The sequence below is a fragment of the Streptomyces tanashiensis genome, from assembly GCF_014648895.1.
Classification (GTDB): Bacteria; Actinomycetota; Actinomycetes; order Streptomycetales; family Streptomycetaceae; genus Streptomyces; species Streptomyces tanashiensis.
On sequence record NZ_BMRZ01000007.1, the window covers coordinates 277,480 to 300,004 of the forward strand.

The 22,525-nt window shown below is 73.1% G+C and carries 22 protein-coding genes; 16 read left to right on the forward strand and 6 right to left on the reverse strand.

Annotation, left to right across the window (positions count from 1 at the left end; all coding sequences use genetic code 11):
* Window positions 1-70: 70 nt before the first annotated feature.
* The 5 genes from IE237_RS22855 (at window position 71) to IE237_RS22875 (ending at window position 4,732) form a co-directional block, all read left to right on the forward strand.
* The gene (locus tag IE237_RS22855) at window positions 71-622 is read left to right on the forward strand and encodes a GNAT family N-acetyltransferase (RefSeq protein ID WP_189803932.1); all 552 of its coding nucleotides are present in this window, start codon (window positions 71-73) and stop codon (window positions 620-622) included.
* Window positions 623-778: 156 nt separating this feature from the next.
* A complete protein-coding gene (locus IE237_RS22860; protein WP_189803933.1) occupies window positions 779-2,185 on the forward strand; it encodes a DUF6421 family protein in 1,407 nt (468 codons plus the stop codon).
* Window positions 2,186-2,220: 35 nt separating this feature from the next.
* Entirely contained in the window at window positions 2,221-2,982 is a 762-nt protein-coding gene (locus IE237_RS22865; protein ID WP_189803934.1) for an SDR family oxidoreductase, read from the forward strand.
* Window positions 2,979-4,058, forward strand: coding sequence for a threonine aldolase family protein (locus IE237_RS22870; protein WP_189803935.1), 1,080 nt, complete (start codon window positions 2,979-2,981; stop codon window positions 4,056-4,058). The genes IE237_RS22865 and IE237_RS22870 overlap by 4 nt, the downstream gene beginning before the upstream one ends.
* Before the next feature lie 74 nt (window positions 4,059-4,132).
* Window positions 4,133-4,732, forward strand: coding sequence for a transglutaminase-like domain-containing protein (locus IE237_RS22875; protein WP_189803936.1), 600 nt, complete (start codon window positions 4,133-4,135; stop codon window positions 4,730-4,732).
* A gap of 23 nt (window positions 4,733-4,755) precedes the next feature.
* On the opposite strand, the gene IE237_RS22880 is transcribed toward IE237_RS22875, so the two are convergent.
* Window positions 4,756-5,478, reverse strand: a complete 723-nt coding sequence (locus tag IE237_RS22880) for a lysophospholipid acyltransferase family protein (protein ID WP_189803937.1) — start codon at window positions 5,476-5,478, stop codon at window positions 4,756-4,758.
* Window positions 5,479-5,701: 223 nt separating this feature from the next.
* Between IE237_RS22880 and IE237_RS22885 the strand changes: the two genes are divergently transcribed.
* From IE237_RS22885 to IE237_RS22910, 6 genes are all read left to right on the forward strand, one after another.
* Window positions 5,702-6,013 carry a TlpA family protein disulfide reductase gene (locus IE237_RS22885; RefSeq protein WP_030686007.1) on the forward strand — a complete coding sequence of 104 codons (312 nt, stop codon included), beginning with the start codon at window positions 5,702-5,704 and terminating at the stop codon, window positions 6,011-6,013.
* Window positions 6,014-6,210: 197 nt separating this feature from the next.
* Window positions 6,211-6,741, forward strand: coding sequence for a flavin reductase family protein (locus IE237_RS22890; protein ID WP_189804015.1), 531 nt, complete (start codon window positions 6,211-6,213; stop codon window positions 6,739-6,741).
* Between the two features lie 200 nt (window positions 6,742-6,941).
* A complete protein-coding gene (locus IE237_RS22895; RefSeq protein ID WP_189803938.1) occupies window positions 6,942-7,727 on the forward strand; it encodes an electron transfer flavoprotein subunit beta/FixA family protein in 786 nt (261 codons plus the stop codon).
* Between the two features lie 54 nt (window positions 7,728-7,781).
* Complete coding sequence (locus IE237_RS22900; protein WP_189803939.1) at window positions 7,782-8,744, forward strand: electron transfer flavoprotein subunit alpha/FixB family protein; 963 nt, start codon at window positions 7,782-7,784, stop codon at window positions 8,742-8,744.
* A gap of 156 nt (window positions 8,745-8,900) precedes the next feature.
* Entirely contained in the window at window positions 8,901-10,193 is a 1,293-nt protein-coding gene (locus IE237_RS22905) for a DUF6986 family protein (RefSeq protein WP_189803940.1), read from the forward strand.
* Between the two features lie 139 nt (window positions 10,194-10,332).
* Entirely contained in the window at window positions 10,333-12,369 is a 2,037-nt protein-coding gene (locus tag IE237_RS22910) for a protein kinase domain-containing protein (RefSeq protein WP_189803941.1), read from the forward strand.
* A 10-nt stretch (window positions 12,370-12,379) separates the two neighbouring features.
* Here IE237_RS22910 and IE237_RS22915 read toward each other — a convergent pair whose 3' ends face one another.
* Window positions 12,380-13,414, reverse strand: a complete 1,035-nt coding sequence (locus IE237_RS22915; protein ID WP_189803942.1) for a LacI family DNA-binding transcriptional regulator — start codon at window positions 13,412-13,414, stop codon at window positions 12,380-12,382.
* A 144-nt stretch (window positions 13,415-13,558) separates the two neighbouring features.
* On the opposite strand from IE237_RS22915, the gene IE237_RS22920 reads away from it, so the two are divergent.
* Entirely contained in the window at window positions 13,559-14,515 is a 957-nt protein-coding gene (locus tag IE237_RS22920; protein ID WP_189803943.1) for an ROK family protein, read from the forward strand.
* Between the two features lie 126 nt (window positions 14,516-14,641).
* Here the strand turns inward: IE237_RS22920 and IE237_RS22925 are convergent, their stop codons facing one another.
* Complete coding sequence (locus tag IE237_RS22925; protein ID WP_189803944.1) at window positions 14,642-14,821, reverse strand: DUF8839 family protein; 180 nt, start codon at window positions 14,819-14,821, stop codon at window positions 14,642-14,644.
* Window positions 14,822-14,957: 136 nt separating this feature from the next.
* On the opposite strand from IE237_RS22925, the gene IE237_RS22930 reads away from it, so the two are divergent.
* Window positions 14,958-15,992 carry an NUDIX hydrolase gene (locus IE237_RS22930; RefSeq protein WP_189803945.1) on the forward strand — a complete coding sequence of 345 codons (1,035 nt, stop codon included), beginning with the start codon at window positions 14,958-14,960 and terminating at the stop codon, window positions 15,990-15,992.
* Window positions 15,993-16,070: 78 nt separating this feature from the next.
* Here IE237_RS22930 and IE237_RS22935 read toward each other — a convergent pair whose 3' ends face one another.
* Complete coding sequence (locus IE237_RS22935; RefSeq protein WP_370468247.1) at window positions 16,071-16,772, reverse strand: MBL fold metallo-hydrolase; 702 nt, start codon at window positions 16,770-16,772, stop codon at window positions 16,071-16,073.
* Window positions 16,773-16,856: 84 nt separating this feature from the next.
* Window positions 16,857-18,221 carry a dipeptidase gene (locus IE237_RS22940; protein ID WP_189803946.1) on the reverse strand — a complete coding sequence of 455 codons (1,365 nt, stop codon included), beginning with the start codon at window positions 18,219-18,221 and terminating at the stop codon, window positions 16,857-16,859.
* A gap of 366 nt (window positions 18,222-18,587) precedes the next feature.
* Between IE237_RS22940 and IE237_RS22945 the strand changes: the two genes are divergently transcribed.
* A complete protein-coding gene (locus tag IE237_RS22945; RefSeq protein ID WP_229842841.1) occupies window positions 18,588-19,844 on the forward strand; it encodes a geranylgeranyl reductase family protein in 1,257 nt (418 codons plus the stop codon).
* A 52-nt stretch (window positions 19,845-19,896) separates the two neighbouring features.
* On the opposite strand, the gene IE237_RS22950 is transcribed toward IE237_RS22945, so the two are convergent.
* On the reverse strand, window positions 19,897-20,400 hold the full coding sequence (locus IE237_RS22950) for a nitroreductase family deazaflavin-dependent oxidoreductase (protein WP_189803948.1): 504 nt from the start codon (window positions 20,398-20,400) through the stop codon (window positions 19,897-19,899).
* Between the two features lie 130 nt (window positions 20,401-20,530).
* Here IE237_RS22950 and IE237_RS22955 point away from each other — a divergent pair, with 130 nt between their 5' ends.
* Both IE237_RS22955 and IE237_RS22960 read left to right on the forward strand, forming a co-directional pair.
* Window positions 20,531-21,226 (forward strand): TetR/AcrR family transcriptional regulator, encoded by a 696-nt coding sequence (locus IE237_RS22955; protein ID WP_189803949.1) that lies wholly within the window; start codon window positions 20,531-20,533, stop codon window positions 21,224-21,226.
* A 100-nt stretch (window positions 21,227-21,326) separates the two neighbouring features.
* Entirely contained in the window at window positions 21,327-22,523 is a 1,197-nt protein-coding gene (locus tag IE237_RS22960; RefSeq protein WP_370468248.1) for a sensor histidine kinase, read from the forward strand.
* Window positions 22,524-22,525 lie beyond the last annotated feature (2 nt).

A 22,525-nucleotide genomic window follows, 5' to 3' on the forward strand; every position in this document is an offset into this window, starting at 1 on the left:
AAAGGTGCGCGCGTTAGGCTCGGGACGATCGCGCACGCCGATCGTCAGCGCCCGAGGGGAGCCCCGTTACATGGACACCGTCACGTCCCAGGAGACCGGCCGGATCAGCTACCGCGAAGCGGTCCTCGACGACGTCCCGGCGCTCGTCCCGCTCGTCGAGTCGGCCTACCGGGGAGACGCCAGCCGGGGCGGCTGGACGACGGAGGCGGACATCCTCCAGGGGCAGCGCACCGACCCCGAGGGCGTGGCCGCGGTCATCACCGCCCCCGGCAGCCGGCTCCTGGTCGTCGAGCGCGACGGTGAGCTCGTCGCCTGCTGCCAGCTGGAGCACCGGGGCGAGGCCGCCTACTTCGGCATGTTCGCGGTCCGGCCCGAGCTGCAGGGCGCGGGTCTGGGCAAGCAGATCATCGCGGAGGCCGAGCGCCGCGTGCGCGAGCTGTGGGACGCGCGCGAGATGCACATGACGGTGATCTCCGTCCGCGAGGAGCTGATCGCCTGGTACGAGCGGCGAGGCTACCGGCGCACGGGCCGGATGACGCCGTTCCCGTACGGCGACGAGCGGTTCGGTCTGCCCCAGCGCGACGACCTGGAGTTCGAGCTGCTGATCAAGCCGCTCGGCTGATCCGTACGGCGGAAGCGTGGCTTCGACCCTGGTGGACAGGAAAAACTTCTGCCGCCAGGGGGGTCGCACAGGATAATTTCTCTTGCTGCTCTTGTGGGAAAGAAGCGTCGACGGTTACGGTGTTTTGACGCAAGGTTCTCCTGTGGAGGAAGAGGCATGACGGAAATTCTTGTGCAGGACGTGACCGGTGGGGGTATAGCCACCGACGCCCGGGTGATCGACCACCCGGCTTGGGCCGAGCTCAAGAATGCCGTGGAGGAGATCCGTCCCTGGCAGAGCGCGGACGGCTCCATCGACTTCGAGGCCGAGGGCGCTCCCGCCCGCGCGCTCGTCGAGCTGACCGTGGACCGCCTGGTCGCGGCCGTCGAGCAGCTCTCCCCGCTCGTCCCGCACGACGGCGCGTACCACCGCGCCCTCGTCGCGGACCTGCGCAAGTGGGTCGAGAGCGGCTTCACCGTGCCGGACTTCCTGGACTCCCTCATGGAGTTCCACCCCTCCGCGGGCCGTGCCGACGGGCTCCAGCACCTCGTGCTCTTCCCGATGTACACGCAGAACGGCAACCTGGACCGCAACTTCGAGGCCGTCGTGCTCCGCATGGTCTGGCCGGAGTGGCTCTCCGAGCTGGAGCGCACCCGCTACGACAACCCGGGCTTCTGCGGCATCACCTTCGAGGACTTCACCGCCGGGTACGACACCAACTCGGCCGTCCTCTTCCCCGAGACCGTCGCCGTCCGCGAGGTCCCGGAGCGCTTCACCTGGGGCGGCATCTTCTGCGACCGCGAGGCCGCGCGCTTCCGCAAGGTCACCGAGGCCGCGGTCGACACCCTCGGCGTGAAGCTGCCCGAGGACATCGCCGTCATGCTCGGCGACCAGAAGCGCTGCGAGCAGGCCTTCGCGCTCTGGGACCTGGTCCACGACCGCGCGCACAGCCGCGGCGACCTGCCCTTCGACCCCTTCATGATCAAGCAGCGCCAGCCCTTCTGGATGTACGGCCTGGAGGAGCTCCGCTGCGACCTCACCGCCTTCAAGGAGGCCGTGAAGCTGGAGGCCGAGGGCAACGCGCACGGCCGTGACGTGCAGTACGCGGTCCTCTTCGACCGGATGTTCCGCTTCCCGCTCACCGGCGACCGTAACCGCAACTACGACGGTCTGGGCGGCCAGCTCCTCTTCGCGTACCTCCACAAGAACGACGTGGTGCGCTGGACGGACAACATCCTCAGGATCGACTGGGAGCGGGCCCCCGAGGTCACCAACCGCCTCTGCTCCGAGATCGAGACCCTCTACCGCGAGGGCATCGACCGCCCGAAGCTGGTCCACTGGTTCAAGGCGTACGAGTTCGTCACCACCTACCTCGCCCCCCACCCGGGATCGAAGTGGGCCAAGGGTCCCGACGCCCTCGACCTGTCCCTCCCGCCCCGCAAGCTCGTCGACGACGTGCTTCCGGACGAGTTTCCGCTCAGCATGTTCTTTGAGGCCCTCGCCAAGAAGCTGAAGGGCGTGATCGCCGACACCAAGGGGATCACCGCCGCCGACGTCCCGAGCACCGAGCGGGCCGCCGCGTGAGCGACCTCACCGAGAACACCGAGGAGGCGTCGCCCATGAACGCCAACGGAAACGGCGGGCCGCTCGACGGCGCCGTCATCGCGGTCGCCGGCGCGGCCGGCCCCGCGGGCCGCGCGACGCTGCTGCGCCTCGCCGAGGCGGGCGCCACGGTCGTCGCCTCCGACGCCGACCCGGCGCGCCTCGCGGAGGCCGTCGACGCCGCCCGCTACGCGCACGGCGGAGCCAAGGTCGTCGGCGACACGGTCGACCTGCTCGACCTGGACGCCACGCGCGACTGGGCCGCGAAGACCGAGAAGGAGTTCGGCCGGATCGACGGCCTGGTCCACCTCGTCGGCGGCTGGCGCGGGGCCCCCTCCTTCACGGAGAGCGACCTCGCGGACTGGGACTTCCTGGAGAAGCTCCTGATCCGCACCGTCCAGCACACCTCGCTCGCCTTCCACGACGGGCTGCTGCGCGCCGGCGGGCGCGGCCGGTACGCCCTGATCAGCCAGTCCGGCGCGCACAAGCCGGTCGCCAACAACGCCGCGTACAACGCCGGCAAGGCGGCCGCCGAGGCCTGGACCCTCGCCATGGCCGACTCCTTCCGCAAGCTGGGGGGCGACGACGGCCCGCAGGCGGCGGCTGCCATCCTGGTGATCAAGGCATTGGTGCACGACGCGATGCGCGCCGAACGCCCCAACGCGAAGTTCGCGGGCTTCACCGACGTCAAGGACCTGGCCGACGAGATCGCCGGGCTCTGGGACAAGCCCGCCCAGGAAGTGAATGGACAGCGTCTGTGGCTGACCCCCAAGCCGTGACCGCGGCACTCGGCCCCAGGACCGACGCACGTCGTCACCACGACCCGTCGGTCCGGGGCTTCGCCAGCGACAACTACGCCGGCGCCCACCCCGAGGTCCTCGCGGCCCTCGCCCTCGCCAACGAAGGCCACCAGGTCGCCTACGGCGAGGACCAGTACACCGAGCACCTCCAGCGGATCATGCACAGCCACTTCGGCCCCACCGCCGAGGCCTTCCCGGTCTTCAACGGGACCGGGGCGAACGTGACCGCGCTCCAGGCGCTGACCGATCGCTGGGGCGCCGTGATCTGCGCCGAGTCCGCCCACATCAACGTGGACGAGGGCGGCGCGCCGGAGCGGATGGGCGGCCTCAAGCTGCTCACCGTCCCCACCCCGGACGGCAAGCTCACCCCCGAGCTCATCGACCGGCAGGCCTGGGGCTGGGAGGACGAGCACCGGGCCATGCCCCAGGTGGTCTCGATCACCCAGAACACGGAGCTCGGCACCGTCTACACGGTGGAGGAGATCCGCGCGATCGTCGAGCACGCCCACGCCAAGGGCATGAAGGTGCACCTCGACGGGGCCCGGATAGCCAACGCCGCCGCCTCGCTCGACGTGCCCATGCGCGCGTTCACCAACGCGGTCGGCGTGGACGTGATCTCGTACGGCGGTACGAAGAACGGCATGCTCTTCGGCGAGGCCGTCGTCGTCCTGAACCCCGACGCGGTCAGCCACATGAAGCACCTGCGCAAGCTGTCCATGCAGCTCGCCTCGAAGATGCGCTTCGTGTCGGTGCAGCTGGAGGCCCTCCTCGCGAAGGACCTGTGGCTGCGCAACGCCCGCCACGCCAACGCGATGGCCCAGCGCCTCGCCGCCGGCGTGCGCGGGGTCGACGGGGTGGAGATCCTCTACCCGGTGCAGGCCAACGCGGTCTTCGCCCGCCTTCCGCACGAGGTGAGCCGACGACTGCAGGAACGGTTCCGCTTCTACTTCTGGGACGAGGCCGCCGGCGATGTGCGCTGGATGTGCGCCTTCGACACCAAGGAGGACGACGTGGACGCCTTCCTCCAGGCGCTGAAGGAAGAGATGGCCCGCTAGCCGCGGATGAATGAATATACGGCCGGACGGAAAGTCATTGACTCCGTCCGGCCGTCTTCATAGGGTCGTCCCGCATGGAACTGATCCAGCAGAACCCTGACATCGAGGCCTATCTCGCGGCGGGCGAGGCCGTCGACCATGAGCACCCGCTCGTCAGGGAGGTGTCCGAGCGCCTCGCCGACGCACACCCCGACGCATACGCATACGCCGAAGCCGCCTTCGCGTTCGTCCGCGACACCGTCCCGCACTCCATGGACTCCGGCGATCTCCGCGTCACCTGGCGCGCCTCCGACGTCCTGGGGCGGCGCACCGGGATCTGTTACGCCAAGTCCGTCGCCTACGCCGCGCTCCTGCGGGCCCGCGGCATTCCCGCCGCCCTCTGCTACCAGCGGCTCACCGAGGACGACGGCTCGGACCCGGTGATCCACGGCCTGGTCGCCGTCCTGCTGCCCGGTGAGCGCGCCTGGGCCCGCCAGGACGTGCGGGGCAACAAGCCGGGCATCGACGCCCGGTTCTCGCTGGGCGAGGAACGCCTCGCCTGGACCGTGCGGCCGGAGCTCGGCGAGGTCGACCACCCCGAGCTGTACGCCGAGCCGCACCCGGTCGTCCTGGCCGCCCTGAAGGCCGCCCCGGACCGCCCGTCACTGGAGCGGACGCTGCCGGCCGGGCTCTGACGGGCGGTGCAGGAACGGTTCCGTCAGCCGGCTTCCTTGACCTGGGCCGGCGTCGGAGCCGTACCGCCGAGGTGTGCGGGAATCCACCAGGTGTCGTTCGCGTCCTTCGGGCGCACCGGGTAGGCGCGCTGCGCGGCCTCCAGGAGCTCCTGGACGCGCTCGCGCAGGCGGCGGGTGATCGCGCCCGCGTACTGGTCCGCGGGAGCCTCGACCGGCTCGCCGACGCGGATGGTCACCGGGATGTGGCTCCGCTTGAAGTTCCGCGGGCGGCCCTTCGTCCACAGCCGCTGGGTGCCCCAGAGCGCCATCGGGATCAGCGGGACGCCCGCCTCCTGCGCCAGGCGCGCCGCACCCGTCTTGAAGCCCTTCAGGGTGAAGGACTGCGAGATGGTCGCCTCGGGGAAGACGCCGACGATCTCGCCGGCCCGCAGGGACTCCAGGGCGTGCTTGTAGGCGTGCTCGCCCTGGGAGCGGTCCACCGGGATGTGCTTCATGCCGCGCATGAGCGGTCCCGAGACCTTGTGCCTGAAGACGGAGTCCTTCGCCATGAAGCGCACCAGGCGCTTCTGCGGCAGGGCCGCGAGTCCGGTGAAGATGAAGTCCAGATAGCTGATGTGGTTGCTCACGAGCACCGCCCCTCCCGTCCGGGGGATGTGCTCCGAACCCTGCGTGTCGATCTTCAGGTCGAGCGCCTTGAACAGGGTCAGCGCGGCACCGACGACCGGTCGATAGACGAGTTCTGCCATCGGAGAGGAACCTCTTCTTCATGTGCCCGGAGCGGGTTCTCCCGGCGAAGTTACGCGGCCGTAGGTTTTCGGCTTTGGGCAGATCGTGCCCCATGTGGGGCCCCGTGACCAGTCCAGACGGCTTCGTACAGGGAGATTCTCGTCACTCGCGGTGGTCGTGGCGGGAATCGATCGGCGGCGTGCGACGCTGCACCGGAGGAACGGGTGAGCGAAGGGGAGTGGGATGACCGAGGTCCTGGGGCCGGAGGCGCTGGGCGCCGCACTGGGGGAGCGGGCCACCCTCGTCCAGTTCTCGACGGCCTTCTGCCAGCCCTGCCGGGCCACCCGCCGGACCCTCGCCGAGGTCGCCGCGATGGTGCCGGGCGTGGGCCACGTGGAGATCGACGCGGAGGAGCGGCTCGACCTGGTGCGCGAGCTGGGCATCGCCCGTACCCCCACCGTCCTCGTCCTGGACGCCGCCGGGCGCGTCGTCCGCAGGGCCGCCGGGCAGCCCCGCAGGGCGGACGTCATCGCCGCCCTGGGCCGGGCCGTCTGACGCCGTGACACTTCTCCCACATCCCGGTACGCACTTGACTGCACCGTCCATCGATCGTCACCCTGACGGGGTGCCCATAGAACTCCTTCTCTACGGCCGGGCCCACGTGGACCTGGCCCGCAACGCGAGCGCGCGCTGTCCGGGTGTCTGACCACCCCAGGACCCCTCTCATGACGCCCGCGCAGAAGGACAACTCCATGACGGTCACTCCGGACCTCCAGCTCAGTACCGTTCCCACGATCGGCGCACCCCGGCAGGCCTCTCCCGATCTGCTCCGCTCCGTCTTCCGCCGGCACGCGGCCGGTGTCGCGGTCATCACCGCGCACGGCGAGCGGCCGGTCGGTTTCACCGCCACCTCGCTCAACTCCGTCGCCGCCGAGCCCCCGCTGATCTCCTTCGGGGTGGGCACGGGCTCCTCCAGCTGGCCCGTGGTCTCCGAGGCCGAGTTCATCGGCGTGCACATACTCGGCGAGCACCAGCAGGAGCTCGCGGCCACCTTCGCGCGCAGCGGCGCCGACCGCTTCGGCGAGGGCACGCGCTGGAGCGTCGGTCCCGAGGGCGTGCCCGTGCTCGACGGCGTCCTCGCCTGGCTGGTCTGCCGTGTGGTGGCCCGGGTGCCCGCCGGCGACCACCGGATCGTCATCGCGCAGGCGGTCGCGGGGGACCCGGACGGGGCCGGCCGGCCGCTCCTCTACCACCACGGCCGCTTCAACGCGCTGCGCGACTGAGAGTTCCCGTGCGCGCCGCTCTCCGCGCGTTGGCAAGGTCACATGCCTGAGCGCTTGCTCAGCGGTAACGAACTGGGTGTACTGACGAGTAATATTCCGGTCGGGGCGTGTGGCGCCCCGACCGGAAACCCGCCCTTCAGGCGCCTATGCTGCGAGCAACAAGGCAGCCCAGTAATGACCGATGCAGTAGGAGAGCCGGCGTGAGCTTGAGGATCGTTGTCTGTGTGAAGTACGTGCCCGACGCCACCGGCGACCGGCACTTCGCCGATGACCTGACCGTCGACCGCGACGACGTCGACGGCCTGCTGTCGGAGCTCGACGAGTACGCCGTCGAGCAGGCCCTGCAGATCGCCGAAGAGGCCGACGACGCCGAGGTCACCGTGCTCACGGTCGGCCCCGAGGACGCCAAGGACGCGCTCCGCAAGGCGCTCTCCATGGGCGCCGACAAGGCCGTCCACGTCGAGGACGACGACCTGCACGGCACCGACGTCATGGGCACCTCGCTGGTGCTCGCCAAGGCGATCGAGAAGGTCGGCTACGACGTCGTCATCGCCGGCATGGCCTCCACCGACGGCACCATGGGTGTCCTCCCGGCGATCCTCGCCGAGCGTCTGGGCGTCCCGCAGGTCACGCTGCTCTCCGAGGTCTCCATCGAGGACGGCGTCGTGAAGGGCCGCCGCGACGGCGACACCGCCTCCGAGCAGCTGGAGGCCTCGCTTCCGGCCGTCGTCTCCGTGACGGACCAGTCGGGCGAGGCCCGCTACCCGTCCTTCAAGGGCATCATGGCCGCCAAGAAGAAGCCGGTGGAGTCCCTGGAGCTGGACGACCTGGACATCGACGCGGACGAGGTCGGCCTCGCCGGCGCCTGGACCGCGGTCGACTCCGCCGCCGAGCGTCCGGCGCGCACCGCGGGCACGATCGTCAAGGACGAGGGCGAGGGCGGCAAGCAGCTGGCCGAGTACCTCGCGAGCCAGAAGTTCATCTAAGGCTCGCGCGAGCCCCTCAGACCGCCCCTTTCGTTCGCAGGAGATTGAAGTCCCATGGCTGAGATTCTCGTCTACGTCGACCACGTCGACGGAGCCGTCCGCAAGCCCACCCTCGAGCTGCTGACCCTCGCCCGCCGCATCGGCGACCCGGTCGCCGTCGCGCTCGGCAACGGCGCCGCCGACACCGCCGCCGCGCTCGCCGAGCACGGCGCGGTGAAGGTCCTCACGGCCGACGCCCCCGAGTTCGCCGAGTACCTCGTCGTCCCGAAGGTCGACGCGCTCCAGGCCGCCGTCGCCGCCGTCTCTCCGGCCGCCGTGCTCGTCCCGTCCTCCGCCGAGGGCAAGGAGATCGCCGCCCGCCTCGCGGTGCGCATCGGCTCCGGCATCATCACGGACGCCGTGGACCTGGAGGCCGGTGACGAGGGCCCGGTCGCGACGCAGTCCGCGTTCGCCGCGTCCTTCACCACCAAGTCCCGTGTCTCCAAGGGCACTCCGGTCATCACGGTCAAGCCGAACTCGGCCCCCGTGGAGGCCGCCCCGGCCGCCGGCGCCGTCGAGGCCCTCGCGGTCTCCTTCGGTGCGCTGGCCACCGGCACCAAGGTCACGGCCCGCACCCCGCGCGAGTCGACCGGCCGCCCGGAGCTGACCGAGGCCGCGATCGTGGTCTCCGGCGGCCGCGGCGTCAACGGTGCCGAGAACTTCGCGATCATCGAGGCGCTCGCCGACTCGCTCGGTGCCGCCGTCGGCGCCTCGCGCGCCGCCGTCGACGCCGGCTGGTACCCGCACTCCAACCAGGTCGGCCAGACCGGCAAGTCGGTCTCGCCGCAGCTGTACATCGCCTCCGGCATCTCCGGCGCGATCCAGCACCGCGCGGGCATGCAGACCTCGAAGACCATCGTCGCCATCAACAAGGACGCCGAGGCTCCGATCTTCGACCTCGTCGACTACGGCGTCGTGGGCGACCTCTTCGACGTCGTCCCGCAGCTGACCGAAGAGGTCAAGTCCCGCAAGGGCTGATGACCTGCGGTTCTGTCGGTCCCGGGGGCCGCACGGCGATCTGTCGCCGTGCGGCCCTCGGCCGTTTCGGACAACCATTGACTCAGGTCCCGACGGCCTACTAACTTCGCTATACGGATTGTTGATTCCGTGCAGCGGAAAACAGGAGGATGCAGGATGGGTCAGCAGGAGAAGGTGTCGACGAGCCTCGCCGGCGCGGTCAGCGAGGGCATCAGCGCCTCCCTCGCAGCGGTGGACGCCGAGCTCGACCGGCGCTACCCGGGAGACCCCGGCACCCGCCAGCCCGTCCACACCGTCTACGTCCCCGGCAACGCCTTCGAGGCCGGCACCATCCGCTCCTGGGGCGACCAGGCCCTCGCCGCCCTCGACGAGCACGCCCCCGACGCCGCCTCCTTCGCCGCCGTCCTCGGCCTCTCCGACGACCTCGCCGAGGACGTCTACGGCCGCGTACGGGCCAAGCTGGAGCGCGAGCCCATCGAGGACCTCCGCGTCGACTTCGAGGACGGGTACGCGGGCCAGGACGAGGATCAGGACGCCGCCCGCGCCGCCCGCCTGATCTCCGAGGCGTACGAGAACGGCACCGCCGCCCCGTACATGGGCATCCGGATGAAGTGCATGGAGTCCGCCGTGCGCGACCGCGGCATCCGGACCACCGACGTCTTCCTCACCGGACTCCTGGAGAACGGCGGCCTCCCCGACGGCCTCGTCCTCACCCTCCCCAAGGTCACCTACCCCGAGCAGGTCTCCGCCTTCGTCCGCCTCCTGGAGGCCTTCGAGAAGGCCCACGGCCTCGACGCGGGCCGCCTCGGCTTCGAGATCCAGATCGAGACCAGCCAGTCCATCCTGGCCACCGACGGCACCGCCGCCGTCGCCCGCATGATCGGCGCCGCCGAGGGCCGCGCCACCGGACTGCACTACGGCACCTTCGACTACAGCGCCTGCCTCGGCGTCTCCGCCGCCTACCAGGCCAGCGACCACCCGGCCGCCGACCACGCCAAGGCGATCATGCAGGTCGCCGCCGCCGGCACCGGCGTCCGCGTCTCCGACGGCTCCACGAACGTCCTGCCCGTCGGCTCCACCGAGCACGTCCACGAGGCCTGGCGCCTGCACTACGGCCTCACCCGCCGCGCCCTCGCCCGCGCCTACTACCAGGGCTGGGACATGCACCCCGGCCACATCCCCACCCGCTACGCCGCCGTCTTCGCCTTCTACCGCGAGGGCTTCGAGGCCGCCGCCAAGCGCCTCTCCGCCTACGCCAACCACGCCGGCGGCGACGTGATGGACGAGCCCGCCACCGCCAAGGCCCTCAGCTCCTACCTGCTGCGCGGCATCGACTGCGGCGCGCTCGACACCGCCGAGGTCGACGCCCTCACCGGCATGACCCGCGCCGACCTCGACCGCTTCGCCGCCCCGCGCCGAGGCGACCTCACGGTCACCACTGATCGCTAAACGGTCACTTTCGCGCCAACTGCCCCGTACTCTTGTCGAGTTCACATGATCGACAGGGGACGGGGCAGCGGTGTCATCGGGGGAGAACGGGCGGCTCGCGGGCCGCTACAGAATCGTGCGGCAGCTCGGGCGCGGAGGCATGGGCGTCGTCTGGCGGGCCGTCGACGAGGTGCTCGGCCGTGAGGTCGCCGTCAAGGAACTCCGTACGTACACGGACGCGGCCGCGCCCGAACTGGCCGACCTGCGCCTGCGGATGACCCGCGAGGCACGCGCCGCCGCCCGGGTCCGCCACCCCGGAGTCGTGGCCGTCCACGACGTCACCGAGCACGAGGGCCGGCCCGTCATCGTCATGGAGCTCGTCGACGGGCCCTCCCTCGACGACGTCCTCGGCGAACGCGGCACCGTCGACCCCGTCGAGGCCGCCCGCATCGGCGCCCACGTCCTGGAGGCGCTGGCCGCCGCGCACGACGTGGGCGTCCTCCACCGCGACGTGAAGCCCGGCAACATCCTGCTCGACCGCTCGGGCCGGATCGTCCTCACCGACTTCGGCATCGCCACGATGGAGGACCCCGGCGACGGCTCCGCGACCCACCTCACCCGCAGCGGCGAGATCGTCGGCTCCCTCGACTTCCTCGCCCCCGAGCGCGCCCGCGGCCAGGACCCGGGCCCCGCTTCGGACGTGTGGGCGCTGGGCGCGACCCTGTACGCGGCGGTCGAGGGCGCCTCGCCCTTCCGTCGTACGTCGACCTGGTCGACCCTGGCCGCCATCGTCACCGAACCCCTCCCGGAGCCCCGACGCGCCGGACCCCTCGCCCCGGTCCTGCTCCGCCTCCTGGACAAGGACCCCGCCTCCCGCCCGACCGCCCGCGAGGCGGCACGGCTCCTGGGCGCGGTGGGGGAGCCGACACCGGAACCGGAAGGCGCGCCGGAGGCGATGACGGGCGGAGCCGGGCTCGCCGCCGAGGCGCCCACGCCGGGGGCCCCGGCCCCGGACCCGTACGCGGGTCCCGTGGACCCGAACCCGCACGCGGCTTCCGCGGAGCCGAGTGCGTACGCGGGTCCGGCAGGCGCGAATCCCGGCGCGGGTCCCGTGGGCCCGAACCCGTACGCGGCTTCCGCGGACCAGAACCCTTACGCGCCTCCGGCGGACGTGAGCCCCCACGCGGCTTCCGCCGAGCCGCATCCGTACGCCGCTTCCGCGGAGCGGAACCCGTACGCGGGGACGGCCGAAGGCTCGGTGCCCGGGCCCGCGGTCGCTCCGCACGGTGCCGCTCCGCTCGGCGGGGCCTTCGGGCCCGCCGTCCCCGTGCCACCCGTGGGGCCGGAGACCGGACCCGGCGCCCGCGCCGGGACGCGGGCCGCCCGGCGCGCCGGGACGAAGCCCCGCCGGGGGAACGTGCTGATCGCCGCCGCCGTGGCCGCGGTCCTGCTGGCCGGCGGAGGCGTCACGTACGCCCTCATGGACCACGACAACAGCACGCGGGCCACCGGCGAGACCCCGCAGGACGGCGACCGGGGCGGCGCCGCCGGCGGCGACCCCGGCCGCGTCCTGGATCCGGGCAGCAGCAACGCGCCCTCCGGGCGGCCGAGCGGCACCGCGACCCCCTCCGCCGGTGCCACCCCCTCGGGCCGGGAGTCCGGCGCGGCGGCCGGCGGGGCGACGGCCACCGGCGACCCCGGCTCCGAAGGATCGGACCGGGACCCGGCGGCGGGTGGCCCGGCCGCGGGCGGTACGGATGCGGAGACGGCGTCCGGAGCGGGCGGCGGAGGCGGCGCCACGACTGCCCCCGGCAAGCCCGGCGGAGGCGCCGCCGCGGCCGGTGGTTCGAGCACGACCGGCAGCTCCTCCGGCGGCGGCGCCACGACGCAGCCCACCACCGAGGCCCCGCCGCCCGCCTCCGGGTGCACCGCCTCCGGCTCCTCGGCGAGCTGCCAGGTGGTGCGCAGCGCCACCACCACCCGTTACGACGGCGGCGAGATGGGCACGGTCGGCGCCGGTCCGCACACCTTCTCCTGCCAGGTCGATCTGGACCGGACCGAGACGTACGGCGGAAGCACCAGCCGCTGGTTCGCCCGCACCGACGACGACAGCGGCAACACGAACGTCTACCTCAGCGTGCTCCACCTGTCGGGCGGTGCGGGCGGGGGCCCCGTGGCGGGCCTGCGGATCTGCTGAGCGAGCGACCTCAGACGTCCGACGGCGCGATCTCGCCCGATCCACGGGCGAGCAGCGTCGTGCCGAGCACCAGCCGCTCCGGCGCCTCCTCGGCTCCGTCGAGGCGCCGGAAGAGCCGCTCCGCCGCGGTCCTGCCGAGCGCGGCGGCGTCCTGGGCGACGACCGTGACGCCGAGCAGATCGGCCAGTTCGATGTCGTCGAAGCCCACCAGGGCGACCGGCTGCCCGTGCCGGGCGAGGGCCCGGACCACCGTCACGGTGACCCGGTTGTTCCCCGAGAACAGGGCCGTCACGGGCTCGGATGCCGCCAACATCTCCCGTACCGCCGTGCTCACGCGCTCCGGGTCGGTGGACCCGAGGGAGACCCAGGCGTCCCGGACCGGGAGGCCCGCGTCCTCCATCGCCGCCCGGTAGCCACGCAGCCGCTCGGCCGCGGTGTGGATGCGGGGACGGTCGCCGATGAAGCCGATCCGGCGGTGGCCGTGTGCGATCAGATGGGCCACCCCGCCGCGCGCCCCGCCGAAGCTGTCCGAGAGGACGGCGTCGGCGTCGATCCGACCGGCGGGCCGGTCGACGAAGACCGTGGCGACGCCCGCCCTCATCTCGGGCTCCAGATACCGGTGGTCGTCACCGGCGGGGATGACGATGAGACCGTCGACCCGGCGCGCGCACAGCGCGAGCGCCAACTCCTGCTCCCGTTCCGGGTCCTCGGCGCTGGAGCCGTTGAACAGCAGCGCCCCGTGCGCCCGCGCGACCTCCTCGACCGCCCGGCTGAGCGGCCCGTAGAAGGGGTCCGCGAGATCCTCCAGGACCAGACCGACGGTCGCCGTCCTGCCCTTGCGCAGGACCCGCGCGCTGTCGTTGCGGCGGAAGCCGAGGATCTCGATGGCCTCCCGCACCCGGCGCTCGGTGTCCGGGGTGACGCCCGGTTCGCCGTTGACGACCCGGGAGACCGTCTTGAGACCGACGCCCGCCCGGGCGGCGACGTCCTTCATCGTGGGCCGGTTGCCGTAGCGGTGCTCGGTGCGGCGGGCGATGTCGGCCACGGTGTGCGGTTCCTCCGTAGGGTGTCGAGTCGATCTCGGTTCGAGCATAGGCCCTGGACAACGTTGTCACCGCACGGAAGACTGTGAAGACCGCACGGAACGACCTGACGTTCTTCCCGGCCGCCGACTGGAGACCTCGCGCCCATGCACACCGACCCCGCCACGGGCCTCGTCGCCGCCCTCGACATCGGGGGCACCAAGATCGCAGGCGCCCTGGTCGACGGCGAGGGCCGCATCCGCGTGCGTGCCCAGCGGCCCACGCCCGCGCGTGAGGACGGCGAGACGGTGATGGCGGCGGTCGAGGCGGTGCTCGCCGACCTCGCGGCCTCCCCGCTCTGGGCGTCCGCAGGGACCGTCGGCATCGGCAGCGCGGGGCCGGTCGACGCCTCCCGAGGGACCGTCAGCCCCGTGAACGTGCCCGGCTGGCGCGCCTACCCGCTCGTCGAGCGGGTCCGCCGGGCCACGGCGGGCCGGCCGGTCACCCTCGTCGGCGACGGCGTCGCCATGACGGCCGCCGAACACTGGCTCGGGGCGGCCCGGGGCCACGCCAACGCGCTCTGTCTCGTGGTCTCCACGGGCGTCGGAGGCGGCCTCGTCCTCGACGGCCGGGTCCGCCCCGGACCCACCGGCAACGCCGGTCACATCGGCCACGTCCCGGTGGACCTCGACGGCGAGCCCTGCGCCTGCGGCGGGCGCGGCTGCGTCGAACGCATCGCCAGCGGCCCGCACCTCGCCCGCCGCGCCCTGGACAACGGCTGGCGGCCGGGGCCCGACGGCGACGTCTCCGCCGCCGCCGTGGCCGCCTCCGCGCACGCCGGGGACCCGGTCGCCCTCGCCTCGTTCGAGCGCGCGGCCCAGGCGCTCGCGGCGGGCATCGCCGCCACCGCCGCCCTCGTCGAGATCGACATCGCGGTCGTCGGCGGCGGGGTGGCGGGCGCGGGCGAGGTCCTCTTCGCCCCGCTCCGGCGCAGCCTCGGCGCCTACGCCACGCTCTCCTTCGTCCGGAACCTGACGGTCGTCCCCGCCGTCACCGGCACGGACGCGGGCCTCCTCGGGGCCGCGGCGGCGGCGATGCACGCCGGGTCGGGAGCCACGGGCTGAGGGGCCACGGCCCCGCACCCACGCCCGTCCCCGTACCCGTACCCGTACCCGCGTTCATCACCGCACCCGGGCCGGTACGCACCCCCGTACCCGGGCCGGTACGCACCCCCGCACCCGGGCCGCCGCTCACTCCCGTACCCGTTCCGGCGTCCGTTGCTCGACGACCACCAGGAACGTGTCGGACTCCAGGTCCATCACGACCCGGGCCGGCACCCCCTCCTCGCGCCGCGCCCCGGCGAACTCCTCCGCCGGCCAGCTGCCCCGCGGGCCGCCGGCCGGAAACCGTTCGAGAACCGTACGACTCATCTCCGCACCCCCTCGTGCTCGCCGTTCTCAACGACGGCCGCACGGAAGTGTCACGCACATGCCGAGACATGTGTTCGTGGTTTCCGTGGCAGGGTGTTGCGGGCAAGCCACTGGGGGCTATCGATGAGGGGGAAACGTGATCGTCTGGATCAACGGTACGTTCGGCGCGGGAAAATCGAGCACCGCGCGCGAGCTGGTCGATCTGATCCCGAACAGCACCCTGTACGACCCCGAGGTCACCGGCGGAGGGCTGCGCGGGCTCCTGCCGGCCAAGCGGCTCGCCGAGGTCGAGGACTATCAGGACCTGCCGATCTGGCGCCGCCTGGTCGTCGACACCGCCGCCGCCCTGCTCGCCGAGGTCGGCGGCGTCCTCGTCGTGCCGATGACCCTGCTCCGCCAGGAGTACCGGGACGAGATCTTCGGTGGGCTCGCCGCCCGCCGCATCGACGTGCGCCATGTGCTGCTCGCCCCGGAGGAAACGATCCTGCGGGAGCGGATAGACGGCCGGGCGGAGTACGGAGACCCCGAGGTCGACGCGCGCGTCCGGGAGTGGTGCCACGAGCACCTGCCGCCGTACCGCGCCGCCCTCGACTGGCTCGCCGCCGACGCCTACACGCTCGACACCTCGGCACTCACCGTGGCCGAGGCCGCCCGGGCCGTCGCCGACGCGGTCCGGGGCGGGGACATCGCACCCTGCGGCATCGTCCAGACGCCCGAGCCGACCGGCGAGACCCTCGCCGCCGGCGTCCTGCTCTTCGACGAACAGGACCGCTTCCTGCTCGTCGACCCCACCTACAAGCCCGGCTGGGAGTTCCCCGGCGGCGTCGTCGAACCCGGCGAGGCCCCGGCCCGGGCCGGTATGCGCGAGGTGGCCGAGGAGATCGGCCTCGAACTCGAGGCCGTCCCCCGTCTGCTGCTCGTCGACTGGGAGCGCCCCCAGCCCCCGGGCTACGGCGGGCTGCGTCTCCTCTTCGACGGCGGCACCCTCCGCACCGCCGACACCGAGCGCCTCCGCCTCCCCGGCGCCGAACTCCGCGGCTGGCGGTTCGTCACCGAGGAGGAGGCCGCGGAGCTGCTGCCCCCCGTCCGCTACCGCCGCCTCCGCTGGGCCCTCCGCGCCCGCGAACGCGGCACGGTCCTCAACCTGGAGGCGGGCGTACCGGTGGGCTGATCTCCCGGCCGGCTTCTCCAGCCGGCTTCTCCACCCGGCCTCTTCACCCGCCCCCTGCGCCCGCGCCCTGCGCCGCGGCTACGCCCGGGCCTCCGCCGCGGCCGCCGTCAGCCGGTCCGCCGTGTCCGTGGTCACCGGCGCCCCGTGCCCGCAGCACAGCACCGAGGGGGCGAGCTTCGCGAGCGCCCGCATCGAGTCCAGGGCGAGGGCGCGGTCGACGTGGAAGACGCCGAACATCACATCCGGCACCGAGGCCACCGTGTCCCCGCCGAACAGCACGCCGTGGCGCGGCAGATGGACGGCGATCGAGCCGGGCGTGTGGCCCGGGGCGTGCACCACCACGGCGCCGTCGCCGAAGCCGAGCTCCTCGCCGTCCTCGACCTCCCGGTCGACCCGGGTCGGCGGCGCCTCGGGGGTGGTGAGACCGTGCGCGAAGAGGGGGCGTTCCCAGTCCAGGAGGTCGGGCTCCGGGACCGGGGCCTCACCCCGGATCACCGGCGCGTCGAGCCGGTGCGCGAGGATCTCGGCCCCGTGCCGGTCCGCCAGCTCCTGGGCCGAGCCCACGTGGTCCCGGTGGCAGTGGGTCAGCACGATCCGGCGCAACAGGTCCGGGTCCAGGCCGGCCGAGCGGATCGCCGCGGCCGTGCCGTCCGCCGTGCCGGCCCAGCCGGCGTCGATCAGGGTCAGCTCCTCCTCGTCCTGCCACAGGTAGGCCTGGCCGATGGAGAAGTCGAGGAGGTGCAACCGCGGTGTGATCCTGCTGAGTTCGATGGATGCCATACGGCGAACCTACGCATCCGGGCAGGTCCGCCGTATGTTTCTACGCTCTCGGCGAGCTTCGCCGAGCGCTGAACCGATCGAGTGTCAGACCTGCTTCGAGCGGGCGTAGTTGACGAGGAAGTGCGCCTCGGCCACCGAGAGCCGCTCCAGCTCCTCCGGCGAGACGGACTCGTTCGGCGCGTGGATCTGCGCCTCCGGCTCGCTCAGGCCGATCAGCAGGATCTCCGACTCCGGGTAGAGCGAGGCCAGCGTGTTGCACAGCGGGATCGAGCCGCCCATGCCCGCCGTCTGCATCTCCTCGCCGGGGTACGCGATCCGCATCGCCTCCGCCATCGACGCGTACGCCGGGCTGGTGGTGTCCGCCTGGAACGGCTGGCCCTGGCCGACCTGCTCCAGGGACACCCGGGCGTCCCACGGGGTGTGCTTCTCGATGTGGGCGAAGAGGAGCTTCGTCACCTCGGCCGCGTCCTCGCCCGGCGGCACCCGCAGGCTGATCTGCGCGCGGGCCGACTTCGGGACCGACGGGGTCGCGCCGGCCACCGGGTGGCAGTCGATGCCGATGACCGTGACCGCGGGGCGCGCCCAGATCCGGTCGGCGACCGTGCCGGCACCCGGCAGGGACACGCCCGCGAGCACCTTGGCGTCCTGGCGGAAGTCCTCCTCCGGGTACTGGAGGCCCTCCCATACCTGGTCGCCCGCGAGGCCGTCGATGACGGTGGAGCCGTCGGGGCCCCGCAGCGAGTCCAGGACGCGGATCAGCGCGGCCAGCGCGTCGGGCGCCGCGCCACCGAACTGACCGGAGTGCAGATTGCCCTCCAGGGTGTCGATCGTGACCCGGATCATCGTCATGCCGCGCAGGGTCGCGGTCACGGTCGGCAGGCCCACGCGGAAGTTGCCCGCGTCGCCGATCACGATGGCGTCGGCCGTGAGGAGCTCGGGGTGCTGCTCCGCGTACCGCTCCAGACCGCCGGTGCCCTGCTCCTCGGAGCCCTCGACGATGACCTTGACCGTCACCGGCACGCCGCCGTTCGCCTTGAGGGCGCGCAGCGCGAGCAGGTGCATGATGAAGCCGCCCTTGCAGTCGGCGGTGCCGCGCCCGTACCAGCGGCCGTCCCGCTCGGTCAGCGTGAACGGCGGGGAGAGCCACACCGACTCGTCCAGCTTCGGCTGGACGTCGTAGTGCGCGTACAGGAGGACGGTCGGCGCGCCCGCCGGGCCGGGCAGGACGCCGTACACGGACTGCGAGCCGTCCGGCGTGTCGAGCAGCGCCACGTCCTGGAAGTCCTCGGCGCGCAGGGCGTCCGCGACCCAGTTCGCGGCGCCCTCGCACTCGCTGCGGGGCGCCACGGCCTCGTCCGCCACCGACTCGAAGGCCACGAGCTCCGTGAGCTCGGCCTTGGCCCGGGGCATCAGTGACCGGACGGTCTCGGCGATCGGATTCGAGGTCATGGGCACGCTCCTGATGGGTGCGACGTTACGACGTAAGGAGGACGTTCGTCGTATGTCGTGGTACGGCGAACGCACCGTCGATCCTACGGGCGGGGCCCTGGCTACCGCGCCGTAGGATGCGTCAGGAGCAGACCACCGGTCGGATCAGGAGCAGAAGCACACGTGAGCAGCGAGCACGCAGAGAACGCCGGTCCGGAGCACATCGAGCCCGAAGGCGCGGCTGCCGAGGCCCCCGGGAGCGCCGCCGGGAGCACGGGCGCCGAGCCGGCGGCCCTCCCGGCCGACGCGGCTGACGCGGCGTCGGACGAGGCACCGGCCCCGGCGGGCGACGAGCCGGCCGACGGGCCGGCGGAGGTCTGGGACGTCGTGGTCGTCGGCGCGGGTCCCGCCGGCGCGTCCGCGGCCTACGCGGCGGCGGTCGCCGGCCGCCGGGTGCTGCTTCTGGAGAAGTCCGAGCTCCCCCGGTACAAGACCTGCGGCGGCGGCATCATCGGCCCCTCGCGCGACACGCTCCCGCCGGGCTTCGAACTGCCCCTCCAGGACCGGGTCCACGCCGTCACCTTCTCCCTGGACGGACGCTTCGCCCGCACCCGCCGCTCGCGCCGGATGCTCTTCGGGCTCATCAACCGTCCGGAGTTCGACGCGCAGCTCGTCGAGCACGCGCAGAAGGCCGGCGCCGAACTGCGGACCGGCGCCACGGTGACCCGGGTGGAGCAGCACGGCCCGGCCGTGCCGGACCGGCGGACCGTCGCCGTCGTCCTCGCCGACGGTGAGACCGTCCTCGCGCGCGCGGTCGTCGGCGCCGACGGCAGCGCCAGCCGGATAGGCGCTCATGTGGGGGTGAAGCTCGGCCAGGTCGACCTCGGCCTGGAGGCGGAGATTCCCGTGCCGCCGTCGGTGGCGGAGGACTGGAAGGGGCGGGTCCTCATCGACTGGGGTCCGATGCCCGGCAGTTACGGCTGGGTGTTCCCCAAGGGCGACACGCTGACCGTCGGCGTCATCTCGGCGCGCGGCGAGGGCGCCGCCACCAAGCGGTACATGGAGGACTTCGTGGCCCGGCTCGGCCTGGCCGGCTTCGAGCCCACGATCTCCTCCGGGCATCTGACGCGCTGCCGCACCGACGACTCGCCGCTCTCCCGCGGCCGGGTCCTGGTCTGCGGCGACGCGGCCGGTCTCCTGGAGCCGTGGACCCGCGAGGGCATCTCGTACGCGCTGCGCTCGGGCCGTCTCGCGGGCGAGTGGGCGGTCCGGGTCGCCGAGTCGAACGACGCGGTCGACGCGCGGCGCCAGGCCCTGAACTACGCCTTCGCCATCAAGGCGGGGCTGGGCGTCGAGATGGCGGTCGGGCGGCGGATGCTCGCGATCTTCGAGCGGCGCCCGGGGCTGCTGCACGCGACGATCACGGGACTGCGGCCCGCGTGGAACGCCTTCGCCGACATCACCCGCGGCTCGGCCACGCTCGGTGGCATGGTCCGCTCGAACGGCATGGCCCGGCGGGCCCTGGAGCTCCTCGACAAACGCATGGACACCTCGTCCGGCGTCGGCCCGGCGGGGCGGGGCGTCAGCGCGCGCGACCGCGCGGCCTCCGAGCCGGAGGGGGAGCAGGCCCCGGAAGAGGTCTGACCGCGGCGCACACCGAGGATCGACGGGTACGGGCTCCGCTGCCCCGGCCGGCTCACGCCGCCGGGGTGGCGGGGCCCGTCGTCGTGATGCGGAAGACGGGGTGCCTGGGCGCGATCGCCCGCAGCTCCTCGTCGGAGGAGTCGGGGCCGACGCCGCCGAAGAAGACACCGACCTCGGCCTTCCAGCGCTTGAGGTAGGCGCGGAGCAGGGCGGGCTTGTCGTCGTCGCCCACCTCGACGGCGGTGAACTCCTGGACGTGCTTGCCGAGGTGCAGCTGCCCGCCGCCGGCCGCCCGCATGTTGTGGGTCCACTGGACGTGGCCGCGGGGGGCGACGAGGTACTGGGCGCCGTCCACCGTCAGGAGGTTGACGGGGGTGCGGCGCCATTCGCCGCTCTTGCGGCCGCGGACGGCGAGCACGCGGGAGCCCCAGACGCTGATGCCGCGGCGGGTCATCCAGGCGACGGCGCGGTTGAAGACGTTCACCGTGAACCAGCCGGGCTTCATGACGTGGGCGGCGGCGGGGGAGGGGGTGGAGCCGGCGGGCTGGGCGGACATGGGAGCCTCCTGGGGCTTCAAAGTGTGAGCACTGCTCTCGCTTGAGATCAGTGTGCACGGTTCGGCGCTCACAAGCAAGAGCGGTGCTCTCGTTTCATTCCAGTGCTCTGAAAGTGGCACACTGCTCTCCATGACGACCGTTCGAGGAGCCCGCGCCCGCGCCCGTATCGAGATCACCGCCGCCATCAAGGACGAGGCCCGCACCCAGCTCGCCGCCGAAGGCGCCGCCAAGCTGTCCCTGCGGGCCGTCGCCCGCGAACTGGGCATGGTGTCCTCCGCGCTCTACCGCTACTTCCCCAGCCGCGACGACCTGCTCACCGCTCTCATCGTCGACGCCTACGACTCCGTCGGCGCCGCCGCCGAACAGGCCGCGGCCGCGGCCGAGCAGGAACGCCCCCTCGACCGCTGGACCGCCGTCTGCCGGGCGGTGCGCGCCTGGGCCGTCGCCCACCCCCACGAGTACGCCCTGATCTACGGCTCCCCGGTCCCCGGCTACACCGCGCCCCAGGACACGATCGTGCCCGCCTCCCGCGTCGGCCTCGTCCTCATCGACATCGCCCGCCGGGCCCACACGGGCGAGGGCGTCGCGCTCCCGCCGCTGCCGGACGACCTGCGCCCCGAAGCCGTCCGCATCAGCGCCGACATCGCCCCGGACCTGCCGCCCGCCCTCGCCGTCGCGCTCGTCGCCGCCTGGTCGCAGCTCTTCGGCCTCGTCTCCTTCGAGGTCTTCGGCCAGTTCCACCGCGTCGTCGAGGACCGCGACACCTTCTTCGCGACCGCGGCCCGCCGCCTGGGCCAGGACGTGGGCCTGCTCCCGCGCGGCTGACCCGACGGCCCGCCGCCGGCCTCGTACTCCCGGGGGAGTAGGGGCGACCACCCCGCCGGGCTGACGTGCGCGCGGGGCGGGCGCGGCTAGCGTGACCGATATGGACGCCGGGATGCACGAGGAGCGGCCGCGCGGGCCCTGGGAGCGGTGGGAGCGCGGCGGCGGCCTGCCCTGGCGGTCGACGCTGCTGATCGCCGTCCTCGTCATGGCGGGAACCGGGTTCGCCGCGCGGAACCAGCCGGACCGGGAGGCGCTCGACGCCGTCGGGCGGCTCCTGCTCCTGCTCGGGGCGGTCCCGCTGCTGTTCCGTCACCGCAGGCCCGTGCCGGTGGTGTTCGCCGTCACGGCCGTCACCCTCGGCTACCTCGTGGCCGGATACCCGTACGGCCCGGTCTTCGTCATGGTCGCCGTCGCCTGCTTCGCGGCCGTCGTCCACGGTCACCGGACCGCCGCCTGGTGGGCCATCGGCCTGCTCTGGGCGGGTCATCTGCTGCTCTCGCACTGGCTGTACCGGTGGCTGCCGCCCGCCGGTGACGGGCCCGCTCCCTGGGGGCAGGAGCTGCCGGCCGCGGCGTTCGCCGTGGCCGTGCTCGCCGCCTCCGAGGCCGTCCGGGTGCGGCGCGAGCAGGGCGCTCAGCAACGGGCCGAGCGGGCCGCCGCCGAGCGGCGCCGCGCCGACGAGGAACGGCTCCGCATCGCCCGTGAACTCCACGACGTGCTCGCCCACTCGATCTCCGTGATCAACGTGCAGGCGGGCGTCGGTCTCGCCCTCCTGGACTCCGACCCGGAGCAGGCCAGGACCGCGCTGACCACCATCAAGGCGGCCAGCAAGGAGGCGCTCGGCGAGGTCCGGCAGGTCCTCGACACCCTCCGTACCCCCGGTGACGCCCCCCGCTCCCCGGCCCCCGGCCTCGACCGGCTCCCCGACCTCGTCGAGCAGGCCGCCGCCGCGGGCCTCACCGTCGCCGTCGCGTCGAGCGGCCCCCCGGCCGCTCTCCCGCCCGGCGCCGACCTCGCCGCCTTCCGGATCGTGCAGGAGGCGCTCACGAACGTGGTGCGCCACTCCGGTTCGCGTACCGCACGGGTGCGGATCGGGCACGGCTCGGGACGGCTGGAGCTGACCGTCGACGACGACGGCCCCGCCACCGGCACGGAGGCCGGCGGCAGCGGCAACGGACTGGCCGGAATGCGGGAACGGGCCGCCGCCCTCGGTGGCACCATCGAGGCGGGCGCCCGCCCGGACGGCGGCTTCCGCGTCCACGCCGTGCTCCCGCTCCGCCCGCGGGAGACGCCATGACC

Excerpts from the sequence above, each read along its gene's own strand:
- IE237_RS22940 (WP_189803946.1), bottom strand. The coding sequence starts at position 18,221 with ATGACCTCGAATCCGATCGCCGAGACCGTCCGGTCACTGATGCCCCGG.
- IE237_RS22920 (WP_189803943.1), top strand. The coding sequence starts at position 13,559 with ATGCACACCGACCCCGCCACGGGCCTCGTCGCCGCCCTCGACATCGGG.
- IE237_RS22905 (WP_189803940.1), top strand. The coding sequence starts at position 8,901 with ATGGGTCAGCAGGAGAAGGTGTCGACGAGCCTCGCCGGCGCGGTCAGC.
- IE237_RS22885 (WP_030686007.1), top strand. The coding sequence starts at position 5,702 with ATGACCGAGGTCCTGGGGCCGGAGGCGCTGGGCGCCGCACTGGGGGAG.
- IE237_RS22890 (WP_189804015.1), top strand. The coding sequence starts at position 6,211 with ATGACGGTCACTCCGGACCTCCAGCTCAGTACCGTTCCCACGATCGGC.
- IE237_RS22960 (WP_370468248.1), top strand. The coding sequence starts at position 21,327 with ATGGACGCCGGGATGCACGAGGAGCGGCCGCGCGGGCCCTGGGAGCGG.
- IE237_RS22925 (WP_189803944.1), bottom strand. The coding sequence starts at position 14,821 with ATGAGTCGTACGGTTCTCGAACGGTTTCCGGCCGGCGGCCCGCGGGGC.
- IE237_RS22860 (WP_189803933.1), top strand. The coding sequence starts at position 779 with ATGACGGAAATTCTTGTGCAGGACGTGACCGGTGGGGGTATAGCCACC.
- IE237_RS22875 (WP_189803936.1), top strand. The coding sequence starts at position 4,133 with ATGGAACTGATCCAGCAGAACCCTGACATCGAGGCCTATCTCGCGGCG.
- IE237_RS22950 (WP_189803948.1), bottom strand. The coding sequence starts at position 20,400 with ATGTCCGCCCAGCCCGCCGGCTCCACCCCCTCCCCCGCCGCCGCCCAC.
- IE237_RS22955 (WP_189803949.1), top strand. The coding sequence starts at position 20,531 with ATGACGACCGTTCGAGGAGCCCGCGCCCGCGCCCGTATCGAGATCACC.
- IE237_RS22865 (WP_189803934.1), top strand. The coding sequence starts at position 2,221 with ATGAACGCCAACGGAAACGGCGGGCCGCTCGACGGCGCCGTCATCGCG.
- IE237_RS22935 (WP_370468247.1), bottom strand. The coding sequence starts at position 16,772 with ATGGCATCCATCGAACTCAGCAGGATCACACCGCGGTTGCACCTCCTC.
- IE237_RS22900 (WP_189803939.1), top strand. The coding sequence starts at position 7,782 with ATGGCTGAGATTCTCGTCTACGTCGACCACGTCGACGGAGCCGTCCGC.
- IE237_RS22855 (WP_189803932.1), top strand. The coding sequence starts at position 71 with ATGGACACCGTCACGTCCCAGGAGACCGGCCGGATCAGCTACCGCGAA.
- IE237_RS22910 (WP_189803941.1), top strand. The coding sequence starts at position 10,333 with ATGGGCGTCGTCTGGCGGGCCGTCGACGAGGTGCTCGGCCGTGAGGTC.
- IE237_RS22880 (WP_189803937.1), bottom strand. The coding sequence starts at position 5,478 with ATGGCAGAACTCGTCTATCGACCGGTCGTCGGTGCCGCGCTGACCCTG.